The organism is Micromonospora sp. NPDC005257 (genome assembly GCF_042872445.1).
GTDB lineage: Bacteria > Actinomycetota > Actinomycetes > Mycobacteriales > Micromonosporaceae > Micromonospora.
On record NZ_JBIAKL010000017.1, the window covers coordinates 51,295 to 70,711 of the forward strand.

General features: G+C 72.3%; 19 protein-coding genes and 3 pseudogenes. 18 read left to right on the top strand and 4 right to left on the bottom strand.

Features of this window, described 5'->3' with window-relative positions:
* Positions 1-149 precede the first annotated feature (149 nt).
* The 5 genes from ACFYO8_RS27670 (at position 150) to ACFYO8_RS27690 (ending at position 4,302) form a co-directional block, all read left to right on the top strand.
* Positions 150-437, top strand: a complete 288-nt coding sequence (locus ACFYO8_RS27670; RefSeq protein WP_354873852.1) for a GlsB/YeaQ/YmgE family stress response membrane protein — start codon at positions 150-152, stop codon at positions 435-437.
* 253 nt (positions 438-690) lie between these two features.
* Complete coding sequence (locus ACFYO8_RS27675) at positions 691-975, top strand: GlsB/YeaQ/YmgE family stress response membrane protein (protein WP_354873850.1); 285 nt, start codon at positions 691-693, stop codon at positions 973-975.
* Positions 976-1,196: 221 nt separating this feature from the next.
* Positions 1,197-2,489 carry a sugar ABC transporter substrate-binding protein gene (locus tag ACFYO8_RS27680; RefSeq protein WP_357711189.1) on the top strand — a complete coding sequence of 431 codons (1,293 nt, stop codon included), beginning with the start codon at positions 1,197-1,199 and terminating at the stop codon, positions 2,487-2,489.
* Positions 2,486-3,472: a sugar ABC transporter permease gene (locus tag ACFYO8_RS27685; RefSeq protein WP_357711191.1), complete on the top strand. Its 987-nt coding sequence runs from the start codon at positions 2,486-2,488 to the stop codon at positions 3,470-3,472. The genes ACFYO8_RS27680 and ACFYO8_RS27685 overlap by 4 nt, the downstream gene beginning before the upstream one ends.
* Positions 3,469-4,302, top strand: coding sequence for a carbohydrate ABC transporter permease (locus ACFYO8_RS27690; RefSeq protein WP_013287980.1), 834 nt, complete (start codon positions 3,469-3,471; stop codon positions 4,300-4,302). Before ACFYO8_RS27685 ends, ACFYO8_RS27690 begins: the two co-directional genes overlap by 4 nt.
* A gap of 22 nt (positions 4,303-4,324) precedes the next feature.
* Here the strand turns inward: ACFYO8_RS27690 and ACFYO8_RS27695 are convergent, their stop codons facing one another.
* Positions 4,325-5,182: a hypothetical protein gene (locus tag ACFYO8_RS27695; protein ID WP_354873844.1), complete on the bottom strand. Its 858-nt coding sequence runs from the start codon at positions 5,180-5,182 to the stop codon at positions 4,325-4,327.
* A 102-nt stretch (positions 5,183-5,284) separates the two neighbouring features.
* On the bottom strand, positions 5,285-6,070 hold the full coding sequence (locus tag ACFYO8_RS27700) for an enoyl-CoA hydratase-related protein (protein ID WP_387257742.1): 786 nt from the start codon (positions 6,068-6,070) through the stop codon (positions 5,285-5,287).
* A gap of 19 nt (positions 6,071-6,089) precedes the next feature.
* On the opposite strand from ACFYO8_RS27700, the gene hemW reads away from it, so the two are divergent.
* Entirely contained in the window at positions 6,090-7,313 is a 1,224-nt protein-coding gene (gene hemW, locus ACFYO8_RS27705) for a radical SAM family heme chaperone HemW (protein WP_354873840.1), read from the top strand.
* 39 nt (positions 7,314-7,352) lie between these two features.
* Here the strand turns inward: hemW and ACFYO8_RS27710 are convergent, their stop codons facing one another.
* Entirely contained in the window at positions 7,353-7,946 is a 594-nt protein-coding gene (locus ACFYO8_RS27710; RefSeq protein ID WP_354873838.1) for a DUF4870 domain-containing protein, read from the bottom strand.
* Between the two features lie 232 nt (positions 7,947-8,178).
* On the opposite strand from ACFYO8_RS27710, the gene hrcA reads away from it, so the two are divergent.
* The 3 genes from hrcA (at position 8,179) to ACFYO8_RS27725 (ending at position 11,155) form a co-directional block, all read left to right on the top strand.
* Positions 8,179-9,201 (top strand): heat-inducible transcriptional repressor HrcA, encoded by a 1,023-nt coding sequence (gene hrcA, locus ACFYO8_RS27715; RefSeq protein WP_354873836.1) that lies wholly within the window; start codon positions 8,179-8,181, stop codon positions 9,199-9,201.
* A 72-nt stretch (positions 9,202-9,273) separates the two neighbouring features.
* The gene (gene dnaJ, locus ACFYO8_RS27720) at positions 9,274-10,419 is read left to right on the top strand and encodes a molecular chaperone DnaJ (RefSeq protein WP_175438744.1); all 1,146 of its coding nucleotides are present in this window, start codon (positions 9,274-9,276) and stop codon (positions 10,417-10,419) included.
* Position 10,420: 1 nt separating this feature from the next.
* Positions 10,421-11,155 carry a 16S rRNA (uracil(1498)-N(3))-methyltransferase gene (locus ACFYO8_RS27725; RefSeq protein ID WP_354873834.1) on the top strand — a complete coding sequence of 245 codons (735 nt, stop codon included), beginning with the start codon at positions 10,421-10,423 and terminating at the stop codon, positions 11,153-11,155.
* A gap of 168 nt (positions 11,156-11,323) precedes the next feature.
* Here ACFYO8_RS27725 and ACFYO8_RS27730 read toward each other — a convergent pair whose 3' ends face one another.
* Complete coding sequence (locus ACFYO8_RS27730) at positions 11,324-12,085, bottom strand: SDR family oxidoreductase (RefSeq protein ID WP_354873832.1); 762 nt, start codon at positions 12,083-12,085, stop codon at positions 11,324-11,326.
* Between the two features lie 80 nt (positions 12,086-12,165).
* Between ACFYO8_RS27730 and ACFYO8_RS27735 the strand changes: the two genes are divergently transcribed.
* The 9 genes and pseudogenes from ACFYO8_RS27735 (at position 12,166) to era (ending at position 19,317) form a co-directional block, all read left to right on the top strand.
* Complete coding sequence (locus ACFYO8_RS27735) at positions 12,166-12,510, top strand: histidine triad nucleotide-binding protein (protein WP_013475524.1); 345 nt, start codon at positions 12,166-12,168, stop codon at positions 12,508-12,510.
* Positions 12,507-13,883 (top strand): serine hydrolase domain-containing protein, encoded by a 1,377-nt coding sequence (locus ACFYO8_RS27740; protein ID WP_387257744.1) that lies wholly within the window; start codon positions 12,507-12,509, stop codon positions 13,881-13,883. The genes ACFYO8_RS27735 and ACFYO8_RS27740 overlap by 4 nt, the downstream gene beginning before the upstream one ends.
* Before the next feature lie 134 nt (positions 13,884-14,017).
* Positions 14,018-14,713 (top strand): annotated as a pseudogene (locus ACFYO8_RS27745) (PhoH family protein); the annotation flags it as partial.
* A gap of 324 nt (positions 14,714-15,037) precedes the next feature.
* Positions 15,038-15,523 (top strand): annotated as a pseudogene (locus ACFYO8_RS27750) (LAGLIDADG family homing endonuclease); the annotation flags it as partial.
* A 261-nt stretch (positions 15,524-15,784) separates the two neighbouring features.
* Positions 15,785-16,147, top strand: a pseudogene (locus ACFYO8_RS27755) (PhoH family protein); the annotation flags it as partial.
* A 39-nt stretch (positions 16,148-16,186) separates the two neighbouring features.
* Positions 16,187-16,660, top strand: coding sequence for an rRNA maturation RNase YbeY (gene ybeY, locus ACFYO8_RS27760; RefSeq protein ID WP_354873828.1), 474 nt, complete (start codon positions 16,187-16,189; stop codon positions 16,658-16,660).
* The gene (locus tag ACFYO8_RS27765; RefSeq protein ID WP_354873934.1) at positions 16,636-18,045 is read left to right on the top strand and encodes a hemolysin family protein; all 1,410 of its coding nucleotides are present in this window, start codon (positions 16,636-16,638) and stop codon (positions 18,043-18,045) included. Before ybeY ends, ACFYO8_RS27765 begins: the two co-directional genes overlap by 25 nt.
* Entirely contained in the window at positions 18,038-18,424 is a 387-nt protein-coding gene (locus ACFYO8_RS27770) for a cytidine deaminase (RefSeq protein WP_354873826.1), read from the top strand. Before ACFYO8_RS27765 ends, ACFYO8_RS27770 begins: the two co-directional genes overlap by 8 nt.
* Positions 18,421-19,317 (top strand): GTPase Era, encoded by an 897-nt coding sequence (gene era, locus ACFYO8_RS27775; protein ID WP_354873824.1) that lies wholly within the window; start codon positions 18,421-18,423, stop codon positions 19,315-19,317. Before ACFYO8_RS27770 ends, era begins: the two co-directional genes overlap by 4 nt.
* Positions 19,318-19,417 lie beyond the last annotated feature (100 nt).

The window sequence follows — 19,417 nt, forward strand, 5'->3', positions numbered from 1 at the left end:
GCTTGTGGCAGCGCTCCCACCTGCGGTTTCGGCCCGGCGGGGGGAGCGGCGGTCGATGCCGTCGGTTTCGGTTTTCGATGCGTCGGGCACTAACCGGGGCACGACAGCAAACGCACAGAACGTGCGAAATCGCTTTAGGAGGACCGACCGTGGAGTTGACCGTCTGGGGCATCATCACCGCGCTGGTCGTGGGTCTGATCGTCGGCGCGCTGGGCCGGCTGGTCGTGCCGGGCCGGCAGAACATGCCGATGTGGCTGCACATGGTGATCGGCGTCGGCGCGGCGCTGCTGGGCACCGTCCTGGCCCGCGCGCTCGGCATCGCCACGCAGACCAGCGGCATCGACTGGGCCGAGCTGGCCGTGCAGGTCGTGCTCGCCGCCATCGGTGTGGCGCTGGTGGCCGGCGTCGGCCGCCGCCGCAGCGTCTCGCATCACTGATCCACGCACCACGCGCCTCGACGGGCGCCCGGCCGTATCGGCCGGGCGCCCGTCGGCGTATTCGGCGCATTGAACCCTGTCGGTGCGCCGGGTGCGCCCACCGCGCCGGGTTTCGGGGAGAAGCAGCAGGTCAGGGTGCGTCTGAACAATTCGTCATCGGAGCCGGTTTGGATTTCGGGGCGGTCGGGAACTTAGCGATCACGACAGTAAACACACGAGAACGTGTGACCGGATCTTAAGGAGGAGGGCGACCATGGAGCTCACCGTTTGGGGCATCATCACCGCGCTGGTCGTGGGTCTGATCGTCGGCGCGCTGGGCCGGCTGGTCGTGCCGGGCCGGCAGAACATGCCCATCTGGCTGCACATGCTGATCGGCGTCGGCGCCGCGCTTCTGGGCACGATCGTCGCCCGGGCCTCCGGCTTCGCCAACACCGCCGGCATCGACTGGCGCGAGCTGATGCTGCAGGTGCTCTTCGCCGCGATCGGCGTGGCCCTGGTGGCCGGCGTCGGCCGTCGCCGCAGCGTCTCGCGCTACTGACCCCGCACCACGCGCCTCGACGGGCGCCCGGCCTCACCGGCCGGGCGCCCGTCGGCATGTGTGGGCTCCGAACAGCCCGGCCGGCATCGATGCCGACCGGGCTCCGGCTGCGATACGGTCCCTGTGCCCTCCGTCACGCACACCCCCTGTTGTAAAGGAAATTTTCCTACTAAGGTGCGGCGGAGAAGGTTAGTGCCAAACGGCCCTGAGGGAGATATGGCGTGAACAGGTGGAAGCGGCTGGCTCCGGTCACCGCCATCGTGGCGTCGGCCGCGTTGGTGCTGACCGCGTGCGGTGGCTCCGGCGACGACGACAGCGCCGCCGACAACAGCAAGCTCACTGTGTGGATGATGGGTGAGGGCGGCGACGCCCAGACCACGTTCCTCGACGGCGTCGAGGCGGAATTCAAGAAGAAGCACCCCGAGACCGACGTCGTGGTGCAGTACATTCCCTGGCTCGAGGCGCCGAAGAAGTTCCAGGCCGCGCTCGCCGGTGGTGAGGGCCCGGACGTCACCGAGCTGGGCAACACCGAGACCCAGGGCTGGGCCGCGCAGGAGGCCCTGGCCGACGTCTCGGACAAGTTCGGCGATTGGTCCGAGGGCAAGGACATCCTGCCCGACCTGGTCAAGAACGCCCAGCTCGACGGCAAGCAGTACGGCGTGCCGTGGTACGCCGGCGTACGTGCCGTCTACTACCGCACCGACTGGTTCGCCGAGGCCGGCGTCAAGCCGCCGACGAACTGGGAGGAGATGGTCGCGGCCGCGAAGGCGGTCCAGGCCAAGAAGCCCGGCACCTACGGCATCGCCCTGCCCGGCAACTCCGAGCTGCCGTTCTACTCCTTCCTCTGGGGTGCCGGCGGGGAGATCGCCACCAAGGAGGGCGACACCTGGAAGTCCGGCTACAACACCCCCGAGGCGCAGAAGGCGGTCAAGTTCTGGACCGACCTGGTGACCGTGCACAAGGTCGCCCCGCCGGCCGCCGCCGGGTGGAACGAGGTCGACGCCCGTACCCAGTTCGCCACCGGCAAGGCCGCCATGGCGTTCGCCGGTAGCTGGCAGGGCGGCGCGATGAAGAAGGACAACCCCGACATCGAGAAGGTGTGGGGCACGTTCCCGATCCCCGGCCCGGACGGCAAGGCCGCCCCGGCGTTCGCCGGCGGCTCCGACATCGCCATCTGGAAGGACAGCAAGCGGGCGGCGCTGGCCTGGGACTACATGACCGTGCTGCTGAGCAAGCAGAAGGACAAGGAGTTCGCGAGCAGCCTCGGCTTCTTCCCGGTCTACCAGGACCTGGTCAGCAGCGGCGACTACGCCAACGACAAGGTGATGGCCGCGTTCGCCACCGCCATCCAGAACACCAAGCTGACCCCGCTCACCCCGAAGTGGGTCGAGGTCAGCCGGACCAAGACGGTGACCCAGGCGATGAACAGCTCGGTCATCAAGGGGCAGAAGACGGTCGAGAAGGCCACCGCCGACGCGGCCACCGAGATGGAAAGCATCCTCAACGCCAAGTGACCACGCTGACCGAGGTCACCGGTGAGGCCGCCGCGCGGGAGACCCCCGCGCGGCGGCGCCGCCGCCGGGTGGACCACCTTCCGTACCTGCTGCTCCTGCCCTGCCTGGCGATCATCGCCGTGCTGCTGCTCTGGCCGCTCGGCCAGGTCGTGTGGATGTCCTTCCACAAGCTGGACAGCGTCCGGCAGTTGCGCGGCGACCGCGAGTGGCCGTGGGTCGGCCTGGCCAACTACGCGCAGATCCTCGGCGACCCGTTCTTCCGTACGGTGCTGCGCAACACAGTGCTGTTCGCGCTCGCCAACGTGGCGCTCACGATGATCCTCGGCACCCTGGTCGGGCTGCTGCTCAACCGCCTGGGCAAGAAGATGGCCACGTTCGTGGCGAGCTGCGTGATGCTCGCCTGGGCCACCCCGGCGCTGACCGGCACGATCGTCTGGAAGTGGATCTTCGACGACACCAGCGGGCTGGTCACCTGGCTGTTCAACAAGCTCCCCGACGGGCTCTCCACCGCCCTGTTCGGGCGCAGTGACTGGACCGGGTACGGCTGGTTCAACGACCCGCTGCTGTTCTTCGCCATCCTGACGCTCGTGGTGGTCTGGCACTCGTTCCCGTTCATCTCGGTGAGCGTGCTGGCCGGGCTCAAGAGCGTGCCGACGGAGTTGCAGGAGGCGGCCCGGGTCGACGGCGCCGGGCCGTGGAAGGTGTTCTGGTCGGTGACGTTCCCGGTCCTGCGGCCGGTCTTCGGCATCCTCGTGGTGCTCTCCACGATCTGGGACTTCAAGGTCTTCACCCAGCAGTTCGTGCTGGCCGGCGGCACCCAGGACCGGTCGACGTTCATGCTGTCGATCTACTCGTACGCGGAGGCGTTCTCGCCACCGCCCAAGTACGGCCTCGGCTCGGCCATCGCGGTCATCCTCACCGTGATCCTGCTCGTGGTGACCGCCCTGTACGTCCGCATGGTGCTGCGGCAGGAGGACGAATGATGAAGAAGATCGCCCTCAACGGCGCCGGCCTGCTGGTCGCGCTCTTCGCCGCGTTCCCGGTCTACTGGATGGTGGCGACCTCGCTGAAGCCCAACCGGGAGATCTTCTCGTCCACCCCCCGCCCGGTGCCGGCGGAGCCGACGCTGGAGCACTACCGGGAGATCCTCACCGGCAACCTGATCCCGGGCGTGACGTTCGCCGACTTCTTCCTCAACAGCGCGCTCGTCGCGCTGGCGACGGTGCTGCTGAGCGGGCTGGTCGCGCTGCTCGCCGCGACCGCCGTGGCCCGGTTCCGGTTCAAGCTGCGCACCACGTTCCTGATCATGCTGCTGGTGGTGCAGATGATCCCGCTGGAGGCGCTTGTCATCCCGCTGTTCCTGATGATCCAGCGGCTCGGCCTCTACAACACGCTGCCCAGCCTGATCCTCACGTACCTCGGCTTCTCGCTGCCGTTCGCGGTCTGGATGCTGCGCGGCTTCGTCGCGGCGGTGCCGAAGGAACTGGAGGAGGCCGCCGCCATCGACGGGGCCAGCCGGGCCCAGACGTTCCGCAAGGTGCTGTTCCCGCTCGTCGCGCCCGGCCTGGTCGCCACCAGCATCTTCTCGTTCATCACCGCCTGGAACGAGCTGATCTTCGCGTTGACCTTCATCAACGACCAGCAGAAGTACACGCTGCCGGTGGCCATGACGTTCTTCTTCGGCCGCGACGACACCGCCTGGGGCTCGGTGATGGCCGCGTCCACGCTGTTCACCCTGCCGGTGATCGTGTTCTTCCTGCTGGTGCAGCGCCGGATGGTCTCCGGCCTGGTCGCCGGAGCGGTAAAGGGCTGAGCGCCGGGCGATCCGGCGCCGGTCAGGCGGCGAACACCTCGGCGCGCACCTCGGTGGCGGGGTCGCCCTTCACCCGGGCCCAGGAGCCCTGCTCGGCGGTCCATTCCAGGTTGCCGAAGCGGACCTTCTTCACGCCGTGGTCGTCGGCGTGCGAGACCAGCCAGTGCGCGTACCGCCAGCCGTTGCGATCGTCACCGGCCGGCACGGTGAGCGCGGTCAGGTCCGTCGCCGTGGGCAGCTGTGGCAGCCCCCAGTCCAGTGACAGGCTCTCCAGCACGGCGCTGGCGGCGGCCGGGCCGCGCATCGTCGGCGGTGAGGAGACGGTGCAGGCCACCGCGCCGGTCGCGTGGCCGAGCAGCGCCCGGGTGAGGACCTCCGACTCGTCCGACCACTTCTCGTACGCCTCGGGGAACGCCGACCGCTGCACCCGCTGGGCGGCGTCGGTGACCCGCATCCGCTCCCAGCCCTTGACCTTCTTCAGCGCGGCGTAGAACTTGTTCGCCGCGTACCGCGGGTCCTGGATCTCCTCCGGGGTGCCCCAGCCCTGGCTCGGGCGCTGCTGGAACAGGCCGAGCGAGTCGCGGTCGCCGTGCGCGATGTTGCGCAGGTGCGACTCCTGGTACGCCGTCGCCAGCGCCACCACCACCGCCCGCTCGGGCATCCGGCGCTGCATCCCGATGGCCGCGATCGTCGCCGCGTTCGCCATCTGGTCGGCGCCGAGCACCACCTCGCCGTCCGCCCTCACGGTGCAGGTCCGGCTGGCCAGCGGCAGCCGCAGGTGCTCACCGAACTGCTTGGTCACGACATAGACCGCGAGCAGTGCCAGCACGCACACCGCCACACCGGCCGCCACGATCGCCCCTCGCGTCCGCACCCGCACCCCCTGTCCCGACAGTCCGACAAGCGTACGTCCCCTCCGCCGGCGCGGGCCTCGGCCGACCGGCGGGCCCCAAGATCGCTCATGTGGGGCCCGCCGCACAGCTCAGTCGCCGGCGGGCACCCAGGCGGCGGGACGCTTCTCCCGGAACGCCATCACGCCCTCGCGCCCTTCGTCGGAGAGGAAGTACCCGGTGGAGAGCGCGGCCAACTCGGCGATCTCGGCCCGCAGGTCGGGCCCGGCGGGCCGGCGCAGCAGCTCCTTCGCCCCGGCCAGCGCCCCCGGGGCGCCCTTGACGAGCGAGTCGCAGTAGCGGCCGACGGCGGCGTCCAGCTCGCCGGCCGGCACCGCGGCGGTGACCAGGCCGATCTCGGCGGCGCGGCGGCCGTCGAACGTGTCGCCGGTCAGGTACAGCTCGGCGGCCGCCCGCTGGCCCAGCCGGGGCAGCACGGTCGCCGAGATCACCGCCGGGATCACCCCGATCCGCACCTCGGTGAACGCGAACGTCGCCTCCTGCGCGCAGACCGCCAGGTCGGCGGCGGCGATCAGGCCCAGCCCACCGGCCCGGGCCGGCCCGGCCACCTTCGCCACCACCGGCTTCGGGCATTCCCGTACCGCCACCAGCACGTCGCCGAGCATCCCGGCGGGCACGGTGCCGCTGGCGTACGCGGCGGCGGTCTCCTTCAGGTCGGCGCCGGAGCAGAAGACCGGGCCGGTGTGGTCGAGCACGATCGCGCGTACCGCGTCGTCGGCGACCGCGTCGGCCAGCCCGGCCAGCAGCTGGGTCATCAGGGGTGTGGAGAGCGCGTTGCGGTTGTGCGGGCTGTCCAGGGTGAGGGTGGTCACCCCACGGGCCGTGGCGACTCGCACGAGAGCGTCCGGAGAGGTCATGCCGGGCAGACTAGTGGCCATGCCCGGCGTCCTTCCAGAAGGCGAACCCGTCCCGCGCGACGGATCGCTGCCCGCCACCGCCCGTCGCGCCGTCGGCGCGCGCGGCTTCGGCGTGTACGTCCACGTCCCGTTCTGCGCCTCCCGGTGCGGTTACTGCGACTTCAACACGTACACCGCCTCGGAGCTGGGCGGCGGGGCGAGCCGCGAGACGTACGCCGACTCCGTGCTGGCCGAGCTGGCGCTGGCCGCCCGGGTGCTGGGCGACTCGCCGCCGCAGCGGGTGGACACCGTCTTCGTCGGCGGCGGCACGCCCACCCTGCTGCCCGCCGACGACCTGGCCCGGATCCTCGACGGCATCGACCGCGTCTGGGGGCTGGCCGCCGACGCCGAGGTGACCACCGAGGCCAACCCCGAGTCGGTGAGCCCGGAGTCGCTCAAGACGCTGCGGGCCGCCGGCTACACCCGGATCTCGCTGGGCATGCAGTCCGCCGCGCCGGGCGTGCTCGCGGTGCTCGACCGGCGGCACAGCGCGGGCCGGGCCACCGCCGCCGCCCTGGAGGCCCGCGACGCCGGGTTCGAGCACGTGAACCTGGACCTGATCTACGGCACGCCGGGGGAGACGGCGGAGGACTTCGCCGCCTCGCTGGCCCAGGTGGTCGACGCCGGGGTGGACCACGTCAGCGCGTACGCCCTGATCGTGGAGGACGGCACCCGGTTGGCCGCGCGGATGCGCCGGGGCGAGCTGCCGTATCCCTCCGACGACGTGGCGGCGGACCGCTACCTGGCCGCGGAGGACGCGCTCGGCGCGGCCGGGTTCTCCTGGTACGAGGTGTCGAACTGGGCCCGCTCGGCGACGGCGGCGTGCCGGCACAACCTGCTCTACTGGACCGGCGCCGACTGGTGGGGCCTGGGCCCGGGGGCGCACAGCCACGTCGGCGGCGTGCGCTGGTGGAACGTCAAGCACCCGAGCGCGTACGCGGCGCGGCTGGCCGAGGGCGCCTCACCCGCGCTGGCCCGGGAACTGCTCACCCCGGACGAACAGCACATGGAGGACGTGATGCTGCGGGTGCGGCTCGCCTCCGGCCTGCCGCTGGACGTGCTGGACGAGCCCGGCCGGGCGGGCGCCGAGCGGGCCCGGGACGCCGGGCTGCTCGACGCCGGGGCGTACGCGCGAGGGCTGGTGGTGCTGACGCTGCGCGGACGGCTGCTGGCCGACGCGGTGGTACGTGACCTGCTGCCGTGACCGGCACCGGCCGGCCGCCCCCTCGGCCGGCCGGCGGTGTCACTTGATGAAGTTGAAGGTCATCGGGTAGCGGTAGAGCACGCCCTCGTTGGCCTTGACCCCACCGATGATCCCGAAGATCAGCGGCACCAGCCAGACCAGCATCGGGACGAAGAACAGGATCCCGCAGGTGACGACCGTGATCACCCAGGCGAGCACGCTGGCGATGGTCCAGGTGATCTGGAAGTTCAGCGCCGAGACCGCGTGGGCGCGGACGGTCGGCGACTGCTGGCCGCGGACCATCATCGCGATCAGCGGGGCGACCCAGCCGAGCAGGCCGCCGCCGACGATGACGCCGGCCGCGCCGCCGAAGTGCGCCACCAGGGCCCACGTCTTCTCGTCGCTGTTGGCGTACGCGGCGGGGCCGTACCCGGCACCGGCCGGGTAGCCGGTGTCGTAGCCGGGCGCGCCGCCCGGCGGGGGGTAGCCGCCCGGAGGCGGATAGTCGCCGGGCGGGGGATAGCCGCCGGCACCCGGAGCCCCGGACAGTGGGGCGGTGGGCGGTTCGCTGCCCGGCGACGAGCCGTACGGCGCCGACGGGTCGGGTTGGGGTCCGTAGTCCCCTGCCCCCGGAGGGCGAGGAGGTTCAGTCATGGTCGCCACGGTAGGTGCACGGGTCAACTCGCACCAGAGCGACACAGACCGACGATGACCGGCCGTTCGGGCCGATCGGGCGGAGCCGGGTGGCGGGCCGCACCGCAGGTCCGTCAGACGATCGTCGCGTCTGCGGGGGTGCCGACGTAGACTGGCACTCGCTACAGTCGAGTGCCAGCCGCCCGGCGGATGCCGCGTGCCGGCCCGACCGAGGTGCGTCAGGAGGTGGGACATGGGTCTCGACGACCGCAAACTCGCCGTGCTGCGCGCGATCGTCGAGGACTACGTCGCCACGCAGGAGCCGGTGGGCAGCAAGGCCCTGGTCGAGCGGCACCAGCTCGGCGTCTCGCCGGCCACCGTGCGTAACGACATGGCGGTGCTGGAGGAGGAGGGCTACATCCGGCAGCCGCACACCAGTGCCGGCCGGGTGCCCACCGACCGCGGCTACCGTCTCTTCGTCGACCGGCTCTCCCGGGTGAAGCCGCTGAGCCCGGCCGAGCGCCGGGCGATCGAGCGCTTCCTCGTCGGCGCCGTCGACCTGGACGACGTGGTGCACCGCACGGTCCGGCTGCTCGCGCAGCTCACCCGGCAGGTCGCCGTGGTGCAGTATCCGAGCCTGGCCCGCTCCAAGGTGCGCCACCTGGAGCTGGTGCCGATCTCCACCACCCGGCTGATGGTCGTCATGATCGCCGACACCGGCCGGGTCGAGCAGCGGCTGGTCGAGCTGCCCGCCCCCGTGCCCGCCGACGACGTGACCGACCTGCGCAAGCTGGTGAACGAGAAGCTGGTGGGCAGCCAGCTTGCCGAGACGCCGCCGCTGGTGCAGGCGCTCGTCGAGGAGTCCGCGCCGCATCTGCGCCCGGCCATGACCACGCTCTCCACAGTGCTGTTGGAAACCCTCGTGGAACGGCACGAGGAACGCCTCGCGCTGGCCGGGCAGGCCAACCTCACCCGGGGTGGCCTGCTCGACTTCCAGGGCTCGCTGCGGCCCATCCTGGAGGCGCTCGAAGAAGAGGTAGTGCTGCTCAAGCTGATCGGCGAGACGGAGCCGAGCACCACCCGGGTGCTCATCGGCGACGAGAACGAATTCGACAACCTGCGGGCCGCCTCGGTGGTCAGCACCGGCTACGGACCGGGCAGCACGATCGTCGGTGGGCTCGGCGTGCTCGGGCCGACCCGGATGGACTACCCCGGCAATATCGCCATGGTCCGGGCCGTGGCACGCTACGTGGGCGAACTGCTGGCCCAGAACTGACAGTCAGGGCCGACGGCCGGTTCCGGCCGACGACCGGAGCGACGCGAGACGAACATGAGGACACCTAACGCAGTGGCCAGGGACTACTACGGCATTCTCGGCGTGAGCCGGGACGCCTCCGACGACGAGATCAAGCGTGCCTACCGCAAGCTGGCGCGGCAGTTCCACCCGGACGTCAACCCGGACCCGGAGGCCCAGGAGAAGTTCAAGGACATCAACGCCGCGTACGAGGTCCTCTCGGACGACCGGAAGCGGCAGATCGTCGACCTGGGCGGCGACCCGCTCGCCCCGGGCGGCGGTGGCATGGGCGGCCCGGGCGGGCCCGGCGGAGCCGGTCCGTTCGTCGGCTTCCAGGACATCATGGACGCGTTCTTCGGCGGCGCCGCGGGCGGCAGCCGGGGGCCCCGGCCGCGTACCCGCCCCGGCGCGGACGCGATCCTGCGCCTGGAACTGGACCTCAACGAGACCGCGTTCGGCGTCGAGGCGCCGATCACCGTCGACACCGCTGTGCTCTGCACCACCTGCTCCGGCGCCGGCACCGCCGCCGGCACCCACCTGGCCACCTGCGAGGCGTGCGGTGGCCGCGGCGAGGTGCAGTCGGTGCAGCGGACCTTCCTCGGCCAGGTGGTCTCCGCCCGGCCGTGCACCGTCTGCCAGGGCTACGGGACCACCATCCCGCACCCCTGCCCGACCTGCGCCGGTGACGGCCGGGTGCGTACCCGCCGCTCGCTGACCGTCAAGATCCCGGCCGGGGTCGAGGACGGCATGCGGATCCGCCTGGCCCAGCAGGGCGAGGTCGGCCCGGGTGGCGGCACTGCCGGTGACCTCTACGTCGAGATCCACGAGCGGCCGCACGACGTCTACTCCCGCAAGGGCGACGACCTGCACTGCCGGGTCACCGTCCCGATGACCGCCGCCGCGCTCGGCACCCGGCTGACCATCAAGACGCTGGACAGCGAGGAGACGGTCGACGTCAAGCCGGGCACCCAGCCCGGCAGCACGCTGCGGCTGCGCGCCCGGGGCGTACCGCACCTGCGCGGCACCGGCCGGGGTGACCTCTACGTGCACCTGGACGTGCGTACCCCGACCAAGCTGGACGCCGACCAGGAGCGGATGCTGCGCGACTTCGCCAAGACGCGCGGCGAGGAGGTCGCCGAGCTGACCAAGCAGGGCGGCTTCTTCTCCCGGATGCGCGACGCCTTCAACGGGCACGCCTGAGGTGTCCGCGCCGCTGTTCCTGGTCGAGGCGCTGCCCACCGGTGACACGCTGACGCTGGACGGCCCGGAGGGCCACCACGCGGCCACCGTGCAGCGGCTGCGCGTCGGCGAGGAACTGCTGCTCGCCGACGGCCGGGGCGGCACCGCCGCCGCGGTGATCACCGCCGTCGGCCGCGGCACGCTCGACCTGCGGGTCACCAGCCGGGGGTACGCGGACGCGACGGTGCCCCGCCTGGTCGTGGTGCAGGGCATCGCCAAGGGCGACCGGGGTGAACTCGCCGTGCAGGCGATGACCGAGGTCGGGGTCGACGAGATCGTGCCCTGGGCGGCCTCCCGCTCGGTCGCGCAGTGGCGCGGCGAGCGGGGCGAACGGGCCCGGCAGAAGTGGGTGGCCACCGCCCGGGAGGCGGCCAAGCAGGCCCGCCGCCCGTGGCTGCCGGTGGTGGCGGGCGCACCTGACGAGTCCACCGCCTCGGTGGCCCGCCGGATCGCCGGTGCGGCCGGCGCGTTCGTGCTGCACGAGGGCGCCCAGGACCGGCTGACCACAGTCGACCTGCCGGCGGCCGGCGAGATCGTGCTCGTGGTAGGCCCGGAGGGCGGCATCGCCGATCACGAGCTGGCCACCTTCGCCGACGCGGGCGCCCGCCCGGTCCGCCTGGGCCCGACGGTCCTGCGCACGTCCACGGCCGGCGTGGCCGCCCTCACGGTCCTGGCCACCCGCCTGACCCACTGGTAACCCGCCCGCCCGGCTGTCTTGCCCGCCGCGCCCGCGCGCGCCCTGCCCCGCGCGCCGATCTTGCAGTTGCGGCCCCTGCTATGTCCCGTTAGGGCGTTTTGGTAGGGCCAAAACTGCAAGATCGCGGAGCCGGGGCGCGGGTTGACGGCGGCGAGGGCCGGGGGCGGGTCAGGAGCGGAGGTAGGAGGCGCCGTTCAGGTCGATGATGGTGCCGGCGGCCCACTCGGCCTCGGGGCTGGCCAGCCAGTGCACCGCCGCGGCGATCTCCTCGGGCCGGGCGACCCGGTGGAACGGCGACTGGGCGCGCACCGCCTCGCCCCGCTCGGCCTTCAGGTGCTCGTTCGTCATGTCGGTCTCGACGAAGCCGGGCGCCACGCAGGCCACCCCGATGCCGTACGGCGCCAGCGCCACCGCCAGTGACTGGGCCATCGCGTTCATCCCGGCCTTGCTGGCCCCGTACGCCGGGTTGGCCGGCTCGCCCCGGAACGCGCCCCGGGACGAGACGTTGACGATCCGGCCCCCGCGTTCGCGCATGTGCTGCGCGGCGCACCAGGCGGCGTTCGCGGCGCCGACCAGGTTGGTGTCGAGCACCTCCCGCCACCGCGCCCGCCACTGCTCGTAGCTGCTCTCGAAGACCGGGTGCGGGGGATCGGCCGGCCCGAACACGCCGGCGTTGTTCACCAGCACGTCGAGACCACCGAGCCGCTGTGCCGCCTCGTCCACCATGGCGCGTACCGCGTCGGGGTCGGCCAGGTCGGCGCGGACCACGACGTGCCCGTCGCCGGGCAGTTCGGCGCGCAGCCGCTCGGCCAGCTCGGCCGAGTCCCGGTGGTGGATCGCCACCCGGTCCCCGCTCGCGGCGAACGCCCGCGCCACGGCCCGCCCGATGCCCCGTGAGGCGCCCGTCACCAGCGCCGCCCGTCCCGTCATGGCGGCCATCCTGCCGCACCGGGCCGGTCCGTCCGGCGGTGCCCCCGCCGCGCTCGGCACCCTCTCCTTACACTGCTGCGATGGACTGCCTCTTCTGCCGGATCGTCGCCGGCGAGATCCCGGCCACCATCGTCCGCGAGACCGCCACCACGCTGGCCTTCCGCGACATCGACCCGAAGGCGCCCACGCACGTGCTGGTGATCCCGAAGGAGCACTACGCGGACGTGGCCACGTTGGCCCAGGGCGCACCCGAGCTGGCCGGCGAGGTGCTCCAGACCGCCGCCGTGGTGGCCGAGGAGGAGGGCCTGACCGTGGACGGGTTCCGGCTGATGTTCAACACCGGCCCGTACGGCGGCCAGGAGGTCTTCCACGTGCACGCCCACCTGCTCGGCGGCGCGCCGCTCGGCCCGATGCTCTGCCGATGACCGACGTGTCCGACCGGCTCGGCCGGATGGTGCGCCAGGCCCAGGCCACCGGACGGATCCCGGCGGTGTCGGCTGCCCTGCACCGGGCCGACCGGCCGCTGTGGACCTGCACCGTGGGCGACACCGGCAACGACACCGCGCTCGGGCCGGAGACGGTGTTCCGGATCGGCTCGGTCACCAAGACCTTCACCGCGGCGCTGGTCATGCAGTGCCGCGACGACGGCCTGCTCGACCTGGACGACCCGATCGGGCGGCACCTCGACCTGCCCGCGCACGGCGACGCGACGGTACGCCGGCTGTTGTCGCACACCGCCGGCCTGCAACGCGAGCCGCACGGCGACGTGTGGGACAGCCTGCGCGCCCCGGCCGTCGACGACCTGCTGGCCGACCTGGCCCGGGTGGAGCGGGTGCTGCCCACGGGCCGGCGCTTCCACTACTCCAACCTCGGCCTGGCGCTGCTCGGCGAGGCTGTCGCCCGCCTGCGCGGCGGCACCTGGGCCGAGGTGCTGGCCGATCGGGTGCTCAGCCCGCTCGGGCTGACCGCCACCGGCCCGCACCCGACCGGGCGCGCCGCGACCGGGTTCCTGGTCGACACGTACTCCGACGAGGCCCACCCGGAACCACCTGCCGACTTCGGCGCGGTGGCCCCCGCAGCGCAGCTCTGGAGCACCGCGACGGACATGGCCCGCTGGGCCGCGTTCCTGGCCGACCCGGCGGCGATCGACCCGGACGGCGCGGTGCTCGCCGCGACGACCGTCGAGGAGATGCGCTGGCCGCTCACCCCCACCGACGAGTCGGTCTGGTCGGCCGGCTTCGGGCTGGGGCTGATCCTGGTCCCGCAGCCGGAGCGGGTGACCCACGTGGGCCACGACGGCGCGATGCCCGGATTCCTCGCCGCCGTCTACGGGCGGCGCGGTGGGCAGGGCACCGCCGGGGCGATGGGCGTCGCGGTGCTCGGCTCGTCCGGCACCGGCGTGGAGGTGTTCGACCTGTCCCACCGGCTGCTGGCCGCCGCCGCCGAGCACGACCCGGCGGAGATCGAGCCGTGGCGTCCCGGCCCGCCCGTCCCGGCCCACCTGCGCCGCATGCTCGGCCGCTGGTGGGGCGAGGGCTTCGAGTACGTCTTCTCCTGGCACGACGGGACGCTGCGGGCGCGGGGCGCGGACGACCCGGCCGGGAGGCCGCCCGCCGTGTTCGCGCCGCTGCCGGACCGGCCGGACGTGTTCCGCACGGTCTCCGGCCGCGAGGTGGGGGAGCTGCTGCGGCTGACCCGTGACGAACGCGGCGTGGTGGTCCGGATGCACTGGGCGACCTACCGCTTCACCCGAACCCAGGAGACCTTCGACGGGTACGACTTCCGCGCCGGTGGCTGACCGCCGGGCACCCGAAATGGGCGCGGTGCGCACGCTGCCGACCCGATACGATGGAGGTGACCGTACGCCGTCGCCAGCAGGGCCCGGCACCCGAGTAGCGGAGAGCAGGTGGCGCAGGGCCGACGGCCCGACCTATGACCGGCACCCCACCTCCCGGCGCGCCGCGTGTGCAGACCAGGATCACGGTCCCCGACCAGAAGATCATGGTGAACCTGCTCGGCGCGGGCGACGAGATCCTGCGGCTCGTCGAGCGCTCGATCGACAGCGACGTCCACGTCCGCGGCAACGAGATCACCATCACCGGCGCCCCCGCCGACAACGCCCTCGCCGAGCGCCTCTTCAGTGAGCTGCTCGAACTGATCGAGAAAGGCGAGACCCTGACCACAGACGCGGTACGGCGTACCGTCGGCATGCTCGAACAGGGCGGCGCCGAGCGGCCCGCCGAGGTGCTGACGCTCAACATCCTCTCCCGGCGCGGACGCACCATCCGCCCCAAGACGCTGGGCCAGAAGAAGTACGTCGACGCGATCGACGCGCACACCATCGTCTTCGGCATCGGCCCGGCCGGTACCGGCAAGACGTACCTCGCCATGGCGAAGGCCGTGCAGGCGCTCCAGGCCAAGCAGGTCAACCGGATCATCCTGACCCGGCCGGCGGTCGAGGCGGGGGAGCGGCTGGGCTTCCTGCCCGGCACCCTGAACGAGAAGATCGATCCCTACCTGCGCCCGCTCTACGACGCGCTGCACGACATGCTCGACCCGGAGACCATCCCGAAGCTGATGGCCGCCGGCACGATCGAGGTCGCGCCGCTGGCGTACATGCGCGGGCGGGCCCAGCCGTACGACGCCCGGGTGCTGACCCCGGAGGGCTTCCGGCCGTTCGGCTCGCTCCAGGTCGGTGACCTGGTCATCGGCTCGAACGGGACGCCCACGCCAGTGATCGGCATCTACCCCCAGGGTGAGAAGCAGGTCTACCGGGTCACCACCCAGGACGGCGCGTCCACGCTCTGCTGCGGCGAGCACCTGTGGACCGTAGCCACGCCGGACGACAAGCGTCGCGGCCGGCGGCGCACGGTCGAGACGCAGGAGATGATCGGCAAGGAGTGGCGAGGCCACACCCGTCGCTACGAACTCCCGCTCGTCGCGCCGGTGCAGATGGAGCCGCGGGCGGTTCCGCTCGACCCGTACGCGCTCGGGCTGCTGCTCGGCGACGGCACGATCTCGTCCCGCGCCACGCCGGCCTTCTGCACCGCCGACCCGGAGTTGGCGACCGCGCTGGAGGAGGCGCTCGTCGACATCCAACTGGTCCGCAAGGGTGACTACGACTACGTCCTCCGGCATGTCAACGGGCACCGCGGCGGCGTGATCGTAGCGAACCCGGTGACGGTGGCCGTCCGCGAACTGGGGCTGGCCGGGGCCACCTCGGCCACGAAGTTCGTCCCCGAGGTGTACAAGAACAACAGCGTCGGCGTCCGGCTGGCGGTCCTGCAAGGGCTGCTGGACACCGACGGCGGGCCGGTCACCCAGGCCGGGCGCACGTGCCGTGTGCAGTACTCGACCACTTCCCCCCGGTTGTGCGACGACGTGGTCCACCTGGTCGAGTCGCTCGGAGGGGTGGCCACAGCACGGGTTCGTCCGGCCGAGGGACGCAAGCCCGGTCTGGCGAAGGGCCGGCCGGTTCCGTACCGGTCCGACGCCTACGTCGTGGAGATCCGGCTACCCGCCGGTGTCGCGCCGTTCCGCCTGTCGCGTAAGCGCCGGCTCTACGACGAGCACGGCGGTGGCCGGCCGATGCGGTTCATCGACTCGATCGTCCCGGCCGGGGTGCGGGAGACGATGTGCATCCAGGTCGCGGCGGAGGACTCGCTCTACGTCACCGACGACTTCCTGGTGACCCACAACACCCTCAACGACGCGTTCATCATCCTGGACGAGGCGCAGAACACCACGCCCGAGCAGATGAAGATGTTCCTCACCCGGCTCGGCTTCGGCTCCAAGATCGTCGTCACCGGTGACGTCACCCAGGTGGACCTTCCCGGCGGGACGACCAGCGGCCTGCGGGTGGTCCGGGAGATCCTGAACAACGTCGAGGACGTGCACTTCGCCCAGCTCTCCAGCTCCGACGTGGTGCGCCACAAGCTGGTGGGCGAGATCGTCGACGCGTACGCCCGCTGGGACGCCGAGCGGGAGAACCAGCAGGCGCAGAGCGTGCACGCCGTACCGGGGCGGACCGCCCAGGGCGGCCGGGCCGGCCGGCGCCGCTGAACGACCGGCGCAAGCCGTCACATCACCAGAGGAAGACAGTTGTCCATCGAGATCGCCAACGAGTCGGGTGTCGACGTCGACACCGACGCCGTGCTCGCCGTCGCGCGGCACGCCCTCGACGAGATGGGGGTCAACCCCCTCGCCGAGCTGTCCGTGCTGCTCGTCGACATCGAATACATGTCGGAGCTGAACCACCGCTGGATGGGCGGCGACGGCCCGACCGACGTGCTCGCCTTCCCCATGGACGAGGGCAGCGTCGACCACGGCCCGGGGGAGAGCAGCCCGGCCGGTGGTGAGCCGGCCCTGCTCGGCGACATCGTGCTCTGCCCGGAGGTGGCGGCCAAGCAGGCCGCCGTGGCCGGGCACTCGGCGGCCGACGAGCTGCACCTGCTCACCGTGCACGGCGTGCTGCACCTGCTCGGTTACGACCACGCCGAGCCCGATGAGGAGCGGGAGATGTTCGGTCTCCAGGCCCGGCTGCTGGCCAGCTGGCGGTCGACCCGGTCGCGGTGATGGACGCCTTGGCGGCGGTCCGGGCCCCCGCCGGTCTGCCCGATCTCCAGCTCCTGTTCTTCGCCGCCGGGCTGGTGGTGCTCGCCGGCCTGATCGCGATGACCGAGGCGGCGCTCGCAGCGGTCTCGCCGGCCCGCGCCGCCGAGCTGACCCGGGACGGCTCCCGCGGCGCGCGCGCCCTCCAGATGGTCGCCGGTGACGTGGTCCGCCACCTGAACCTGCTGCTCCTGCTGCGGCTGCTGGCCGAGCTGACCGCCACCACGCTCGTCGCGCTGGTGGCCGTCGACACGTTCGGCGCAGGCTGGCGGGCGGCGCTGGTGACGGCGGGCGCGATGACTGTGGTGAGCTTCGTGGCGGTCGGGGTCGGCCCGCGCACGCTCGGCCGCCAGCACGCCTACGCGGTCGGCCGGGTGGTCGCGCCGCTGGTGCGGTGGCTGGGCCGCGCGCTCAACCCGCTGGCGTCGCTGCTGATCCTCATCGGCAACGCGGTCACCCCCGGCAAGGGCTTCCGCGAGGGGCCGTTCGCGACCCAGGTGGAGCTGCGCGAGCTGGTGGACCTGGCCGAGCAGCGCGGGGTGGTGGAGCACGGCGAGCGCCAGATGATCCACTCGGTCTTCGCGCTCGGCGACACCATCGCCCGCGAGGTGATGGTGCCGCGTACCGAGATGGTGTGGATCGAGGAACGCAAGACGCTCGCGCAGGCGCTGGCGTTGTTCCTGCGCTCCGGGTTCTCCCGCATCCCGGTGATCGGCGAGAACGTCGACGACGTGCTCGGTGTGCTCTACCTCAAGGACCTGATCCGGCGGGTGCAGGGCGACCAGGCCGCCCGGCAGATGCCGGTGGCCGAGCTGATGCGCCCGGCCACGTTCGTGCCGGAGTCCAAGCCGGTGGACGACCTGCTCTCGGAGATGCAGGCGGCCCGTAACCACATGGTCGTCGTGGTCGACGAGTACGGCGGCACCGGCGGCCTGGTCACCATCGAGGACATCCTGGAGGAGATCGTCGGGGAGATCACCGACGAGTACGATGTCGAGCGCCCGCCGGTCGAGCACCTGCCGGACGGGGCCGTGCGGGTGACCGCGCGGCTGCCGGTGGAGAATCTGGGTGAGCTGTTCGACACCGAGCTGCCCACCGACGAGGTGGAGACGGTCGGTGGCCTGCTCGCCCAGGCGCTCGGCCGGGTGCCCCTCCCGGGCGCCGAGGCCGAGGTGGCCCGCCTGCGGCTGGTGGCCGAGGGCACGACCGGCCGGCGCAACCGGATCGACACGGTCCTGGTGAGCCGGGTCGACCGGGGCGACGCCCCGGAAGGCACCAACCGAAGCGAGCCGCCCGATTCCCGGGGCGACAACAACCGATCCGAGGAGAGGCAATCCGCCGATGCCTGAGACACCCGCCGTACCGGCTGCCCTGCCCACCCCCGCCGACCCGGCCGAGCTGAGCGCCGAGGACGCCAAGCTGGTCGTCCTGGCCCGGGGCGCGCGGAGCCGGGTGGCGGCCGTGGAGGGCGCCGCGGTCCGCGACCAGGACGGCCGGACGTACGCGGCGGCGAGCGTGGCGCTGCCGTCGCTGACGCTGACCGCGCTCCAGCTCGCGGTGGCCTCGGCGGTGGCGGCGGGCGCGAGCCGGCTGGAGGCCGCCGTGGTGGTGACCGAGGCGTCGACGCTGGACGGGGCCGGGCACGCCGCGGTGCGGGACCTGTCCGCCGACGCGCCGATCCACGTGGCCGCGCCGGACGGCACCGTCCTCGGCACGGTGGTCGAGTGACCACGCCCGAGGCACGCCCCTACCGGGCCGGTTTCGCCTGTTTCGTCGGGCGGCCGAACGCCGGCAAGTCGACGCTCACCAACGCGATCGTCGGCACCAAGATCGCGATCACCTCGAGCAAGCCGCAGACCACCCGGCACATCATCCGGGCGGTGCTGCACCGGCCGGACTCGCAGCTCGTGCTGGTCGACACCCCGGGCCTGCACCGTCCCCGGACGCTGCTCGGCGAGCGCCTCAACGACCTGGTCCGGGAGACCTGGAGCGAGGTCGACGTGATCGGCCTGTGCGTCCCGGCGAACGAGCCGGTCGGGCGGGGCGACCGCTTCATCACCGGCGAGCTGGCCAGCCTGAAGGCCACGGTGCTGGCGGTGGTCACCAAGACCGACCTGGTCGACAAGAAGCGGCTGGCCGAGCAGCTGCTCGCGGTGAGCGAGCTGGGCGAGTTCGCCGCGGTGGTGCCGGTCAGCGCGGTCTCCGGGCACCAGGTCGACACGCTCGTCGACGTGATGACCGGCTACCTGCCGGAGTCACCGCAGCTCTATCCGGACGACATGCTCACCGACGACCCGGAGCAGGTGCTGGTGGCGGAGCTGGTCCGCGAGGCGGCGCTGGAGGGCGTACGCGACGAGCTGCCGCACTCCATCGCCGTGGTGGTCGAGGAGATGATCCCGGAGGGCAACCTCACCAAGATCTACGCCGACCTGTACGTGGAGCGGTCGAGCCAGAAGGCCATCGTGATCGGGCACCGGGGCAGCCGCCTCAAGCACGTGGGCACCACCGCCCGGCGGCAGATCGAGGAGTTGCTCGGCACCCGGGTCTATCTCGACCTGCACGTACGCGTGGCGAAGGACTGGCAGCGCGACCCGAAGCAGTTGCGCAAGCTCGGCTTCTGACCGGCGGCCGGGGCAGGTCCGGCGGCGGGTGATCAGGATCAGCCAGACCTATGGGACATCTCACTTTCCATGGGTGTTCGTGGCTGTTTCACAGCGTCCC

What these genes read in the sequence shown, in the direction of transcription:
- ACFYO8_RS27700 (WP_387257742.1), bottom strand. Translation starts at nt 6,070, where the DNA reads ATGACCTCTCCGGACGCTCTCGTGCGAGTCGCCACGGCCCGTGGGGTG.
- ACFYO8_RS27730 (WP_354873832.1), bottom strand. Translation starts at nt 12,085, where the DNA reads ATGACGGGACGGGCGGCGCTGGTGACGGGCGCCTCACGGGGCATCGGG.
- ACFYO8_RS27710 (WP_354873838.1), bottom strand. Translation starts at nt 7,946, where the DNA reads ATGACTGAACCTCCTCGCCCTCCGGGGGCAGGGGACTACGGACCCCAA.
- ACFYO8_RS27735 (WP_013475524.1), top strand. Translation starts at nt 12,166, where the DNA reads ATGGACTGCCTCTTCTGCCGGATCGTCGCCGGCGAGATCCCGGCCACC.
- ACFYO8_RS27690 (WP_013287980.1), top strand. Translation starts at nt 3,469, where the DNA reads ATGATGAAGAAGATCGCCCTCAACGGCGCCGGCCTGCTGGTCGCGCTC.
- hrcA (WP_354873836.1), top strand. Translation starts at nt 8,179, where the DNA reads ATGGGTCTCGACGACCGCAAACTCGCCGTGCTGCGCGCGATCGTCGAG.
- ACFYO8_RS27675 (WP_354873850.1), top strand. Translation starts at nt 691, where the DNA reads ATGGAGCTCACCGTTTGGGGCATCATCACCGCGCTGGTCGTGGGTCTG.
- ACFYO8_RS27770 (WP_354873826.1), top strand. Translation starts at nt 18,038, where the DNA reads ATGCCTGAGACACCCGCCGTACCGGCTGCCCTGCCCACCCCCGCCGAC.
- hemW (WP_354873840.1), top strand. Translation starts at nt 6,090, where the DNA reads ATGCCCGGCGTCCTTCCAGAAGGCGAACCCGTCCCGCGCGACGGATCG.
- ACFYO8_RS27740 (WP_387257744.1), top strand. Translation starts at nt 12,507, where the DNA reads ATGACCGACGTGTCCGACCGGCTCGGCCGGATGGTGCGCCAGGCCCAG.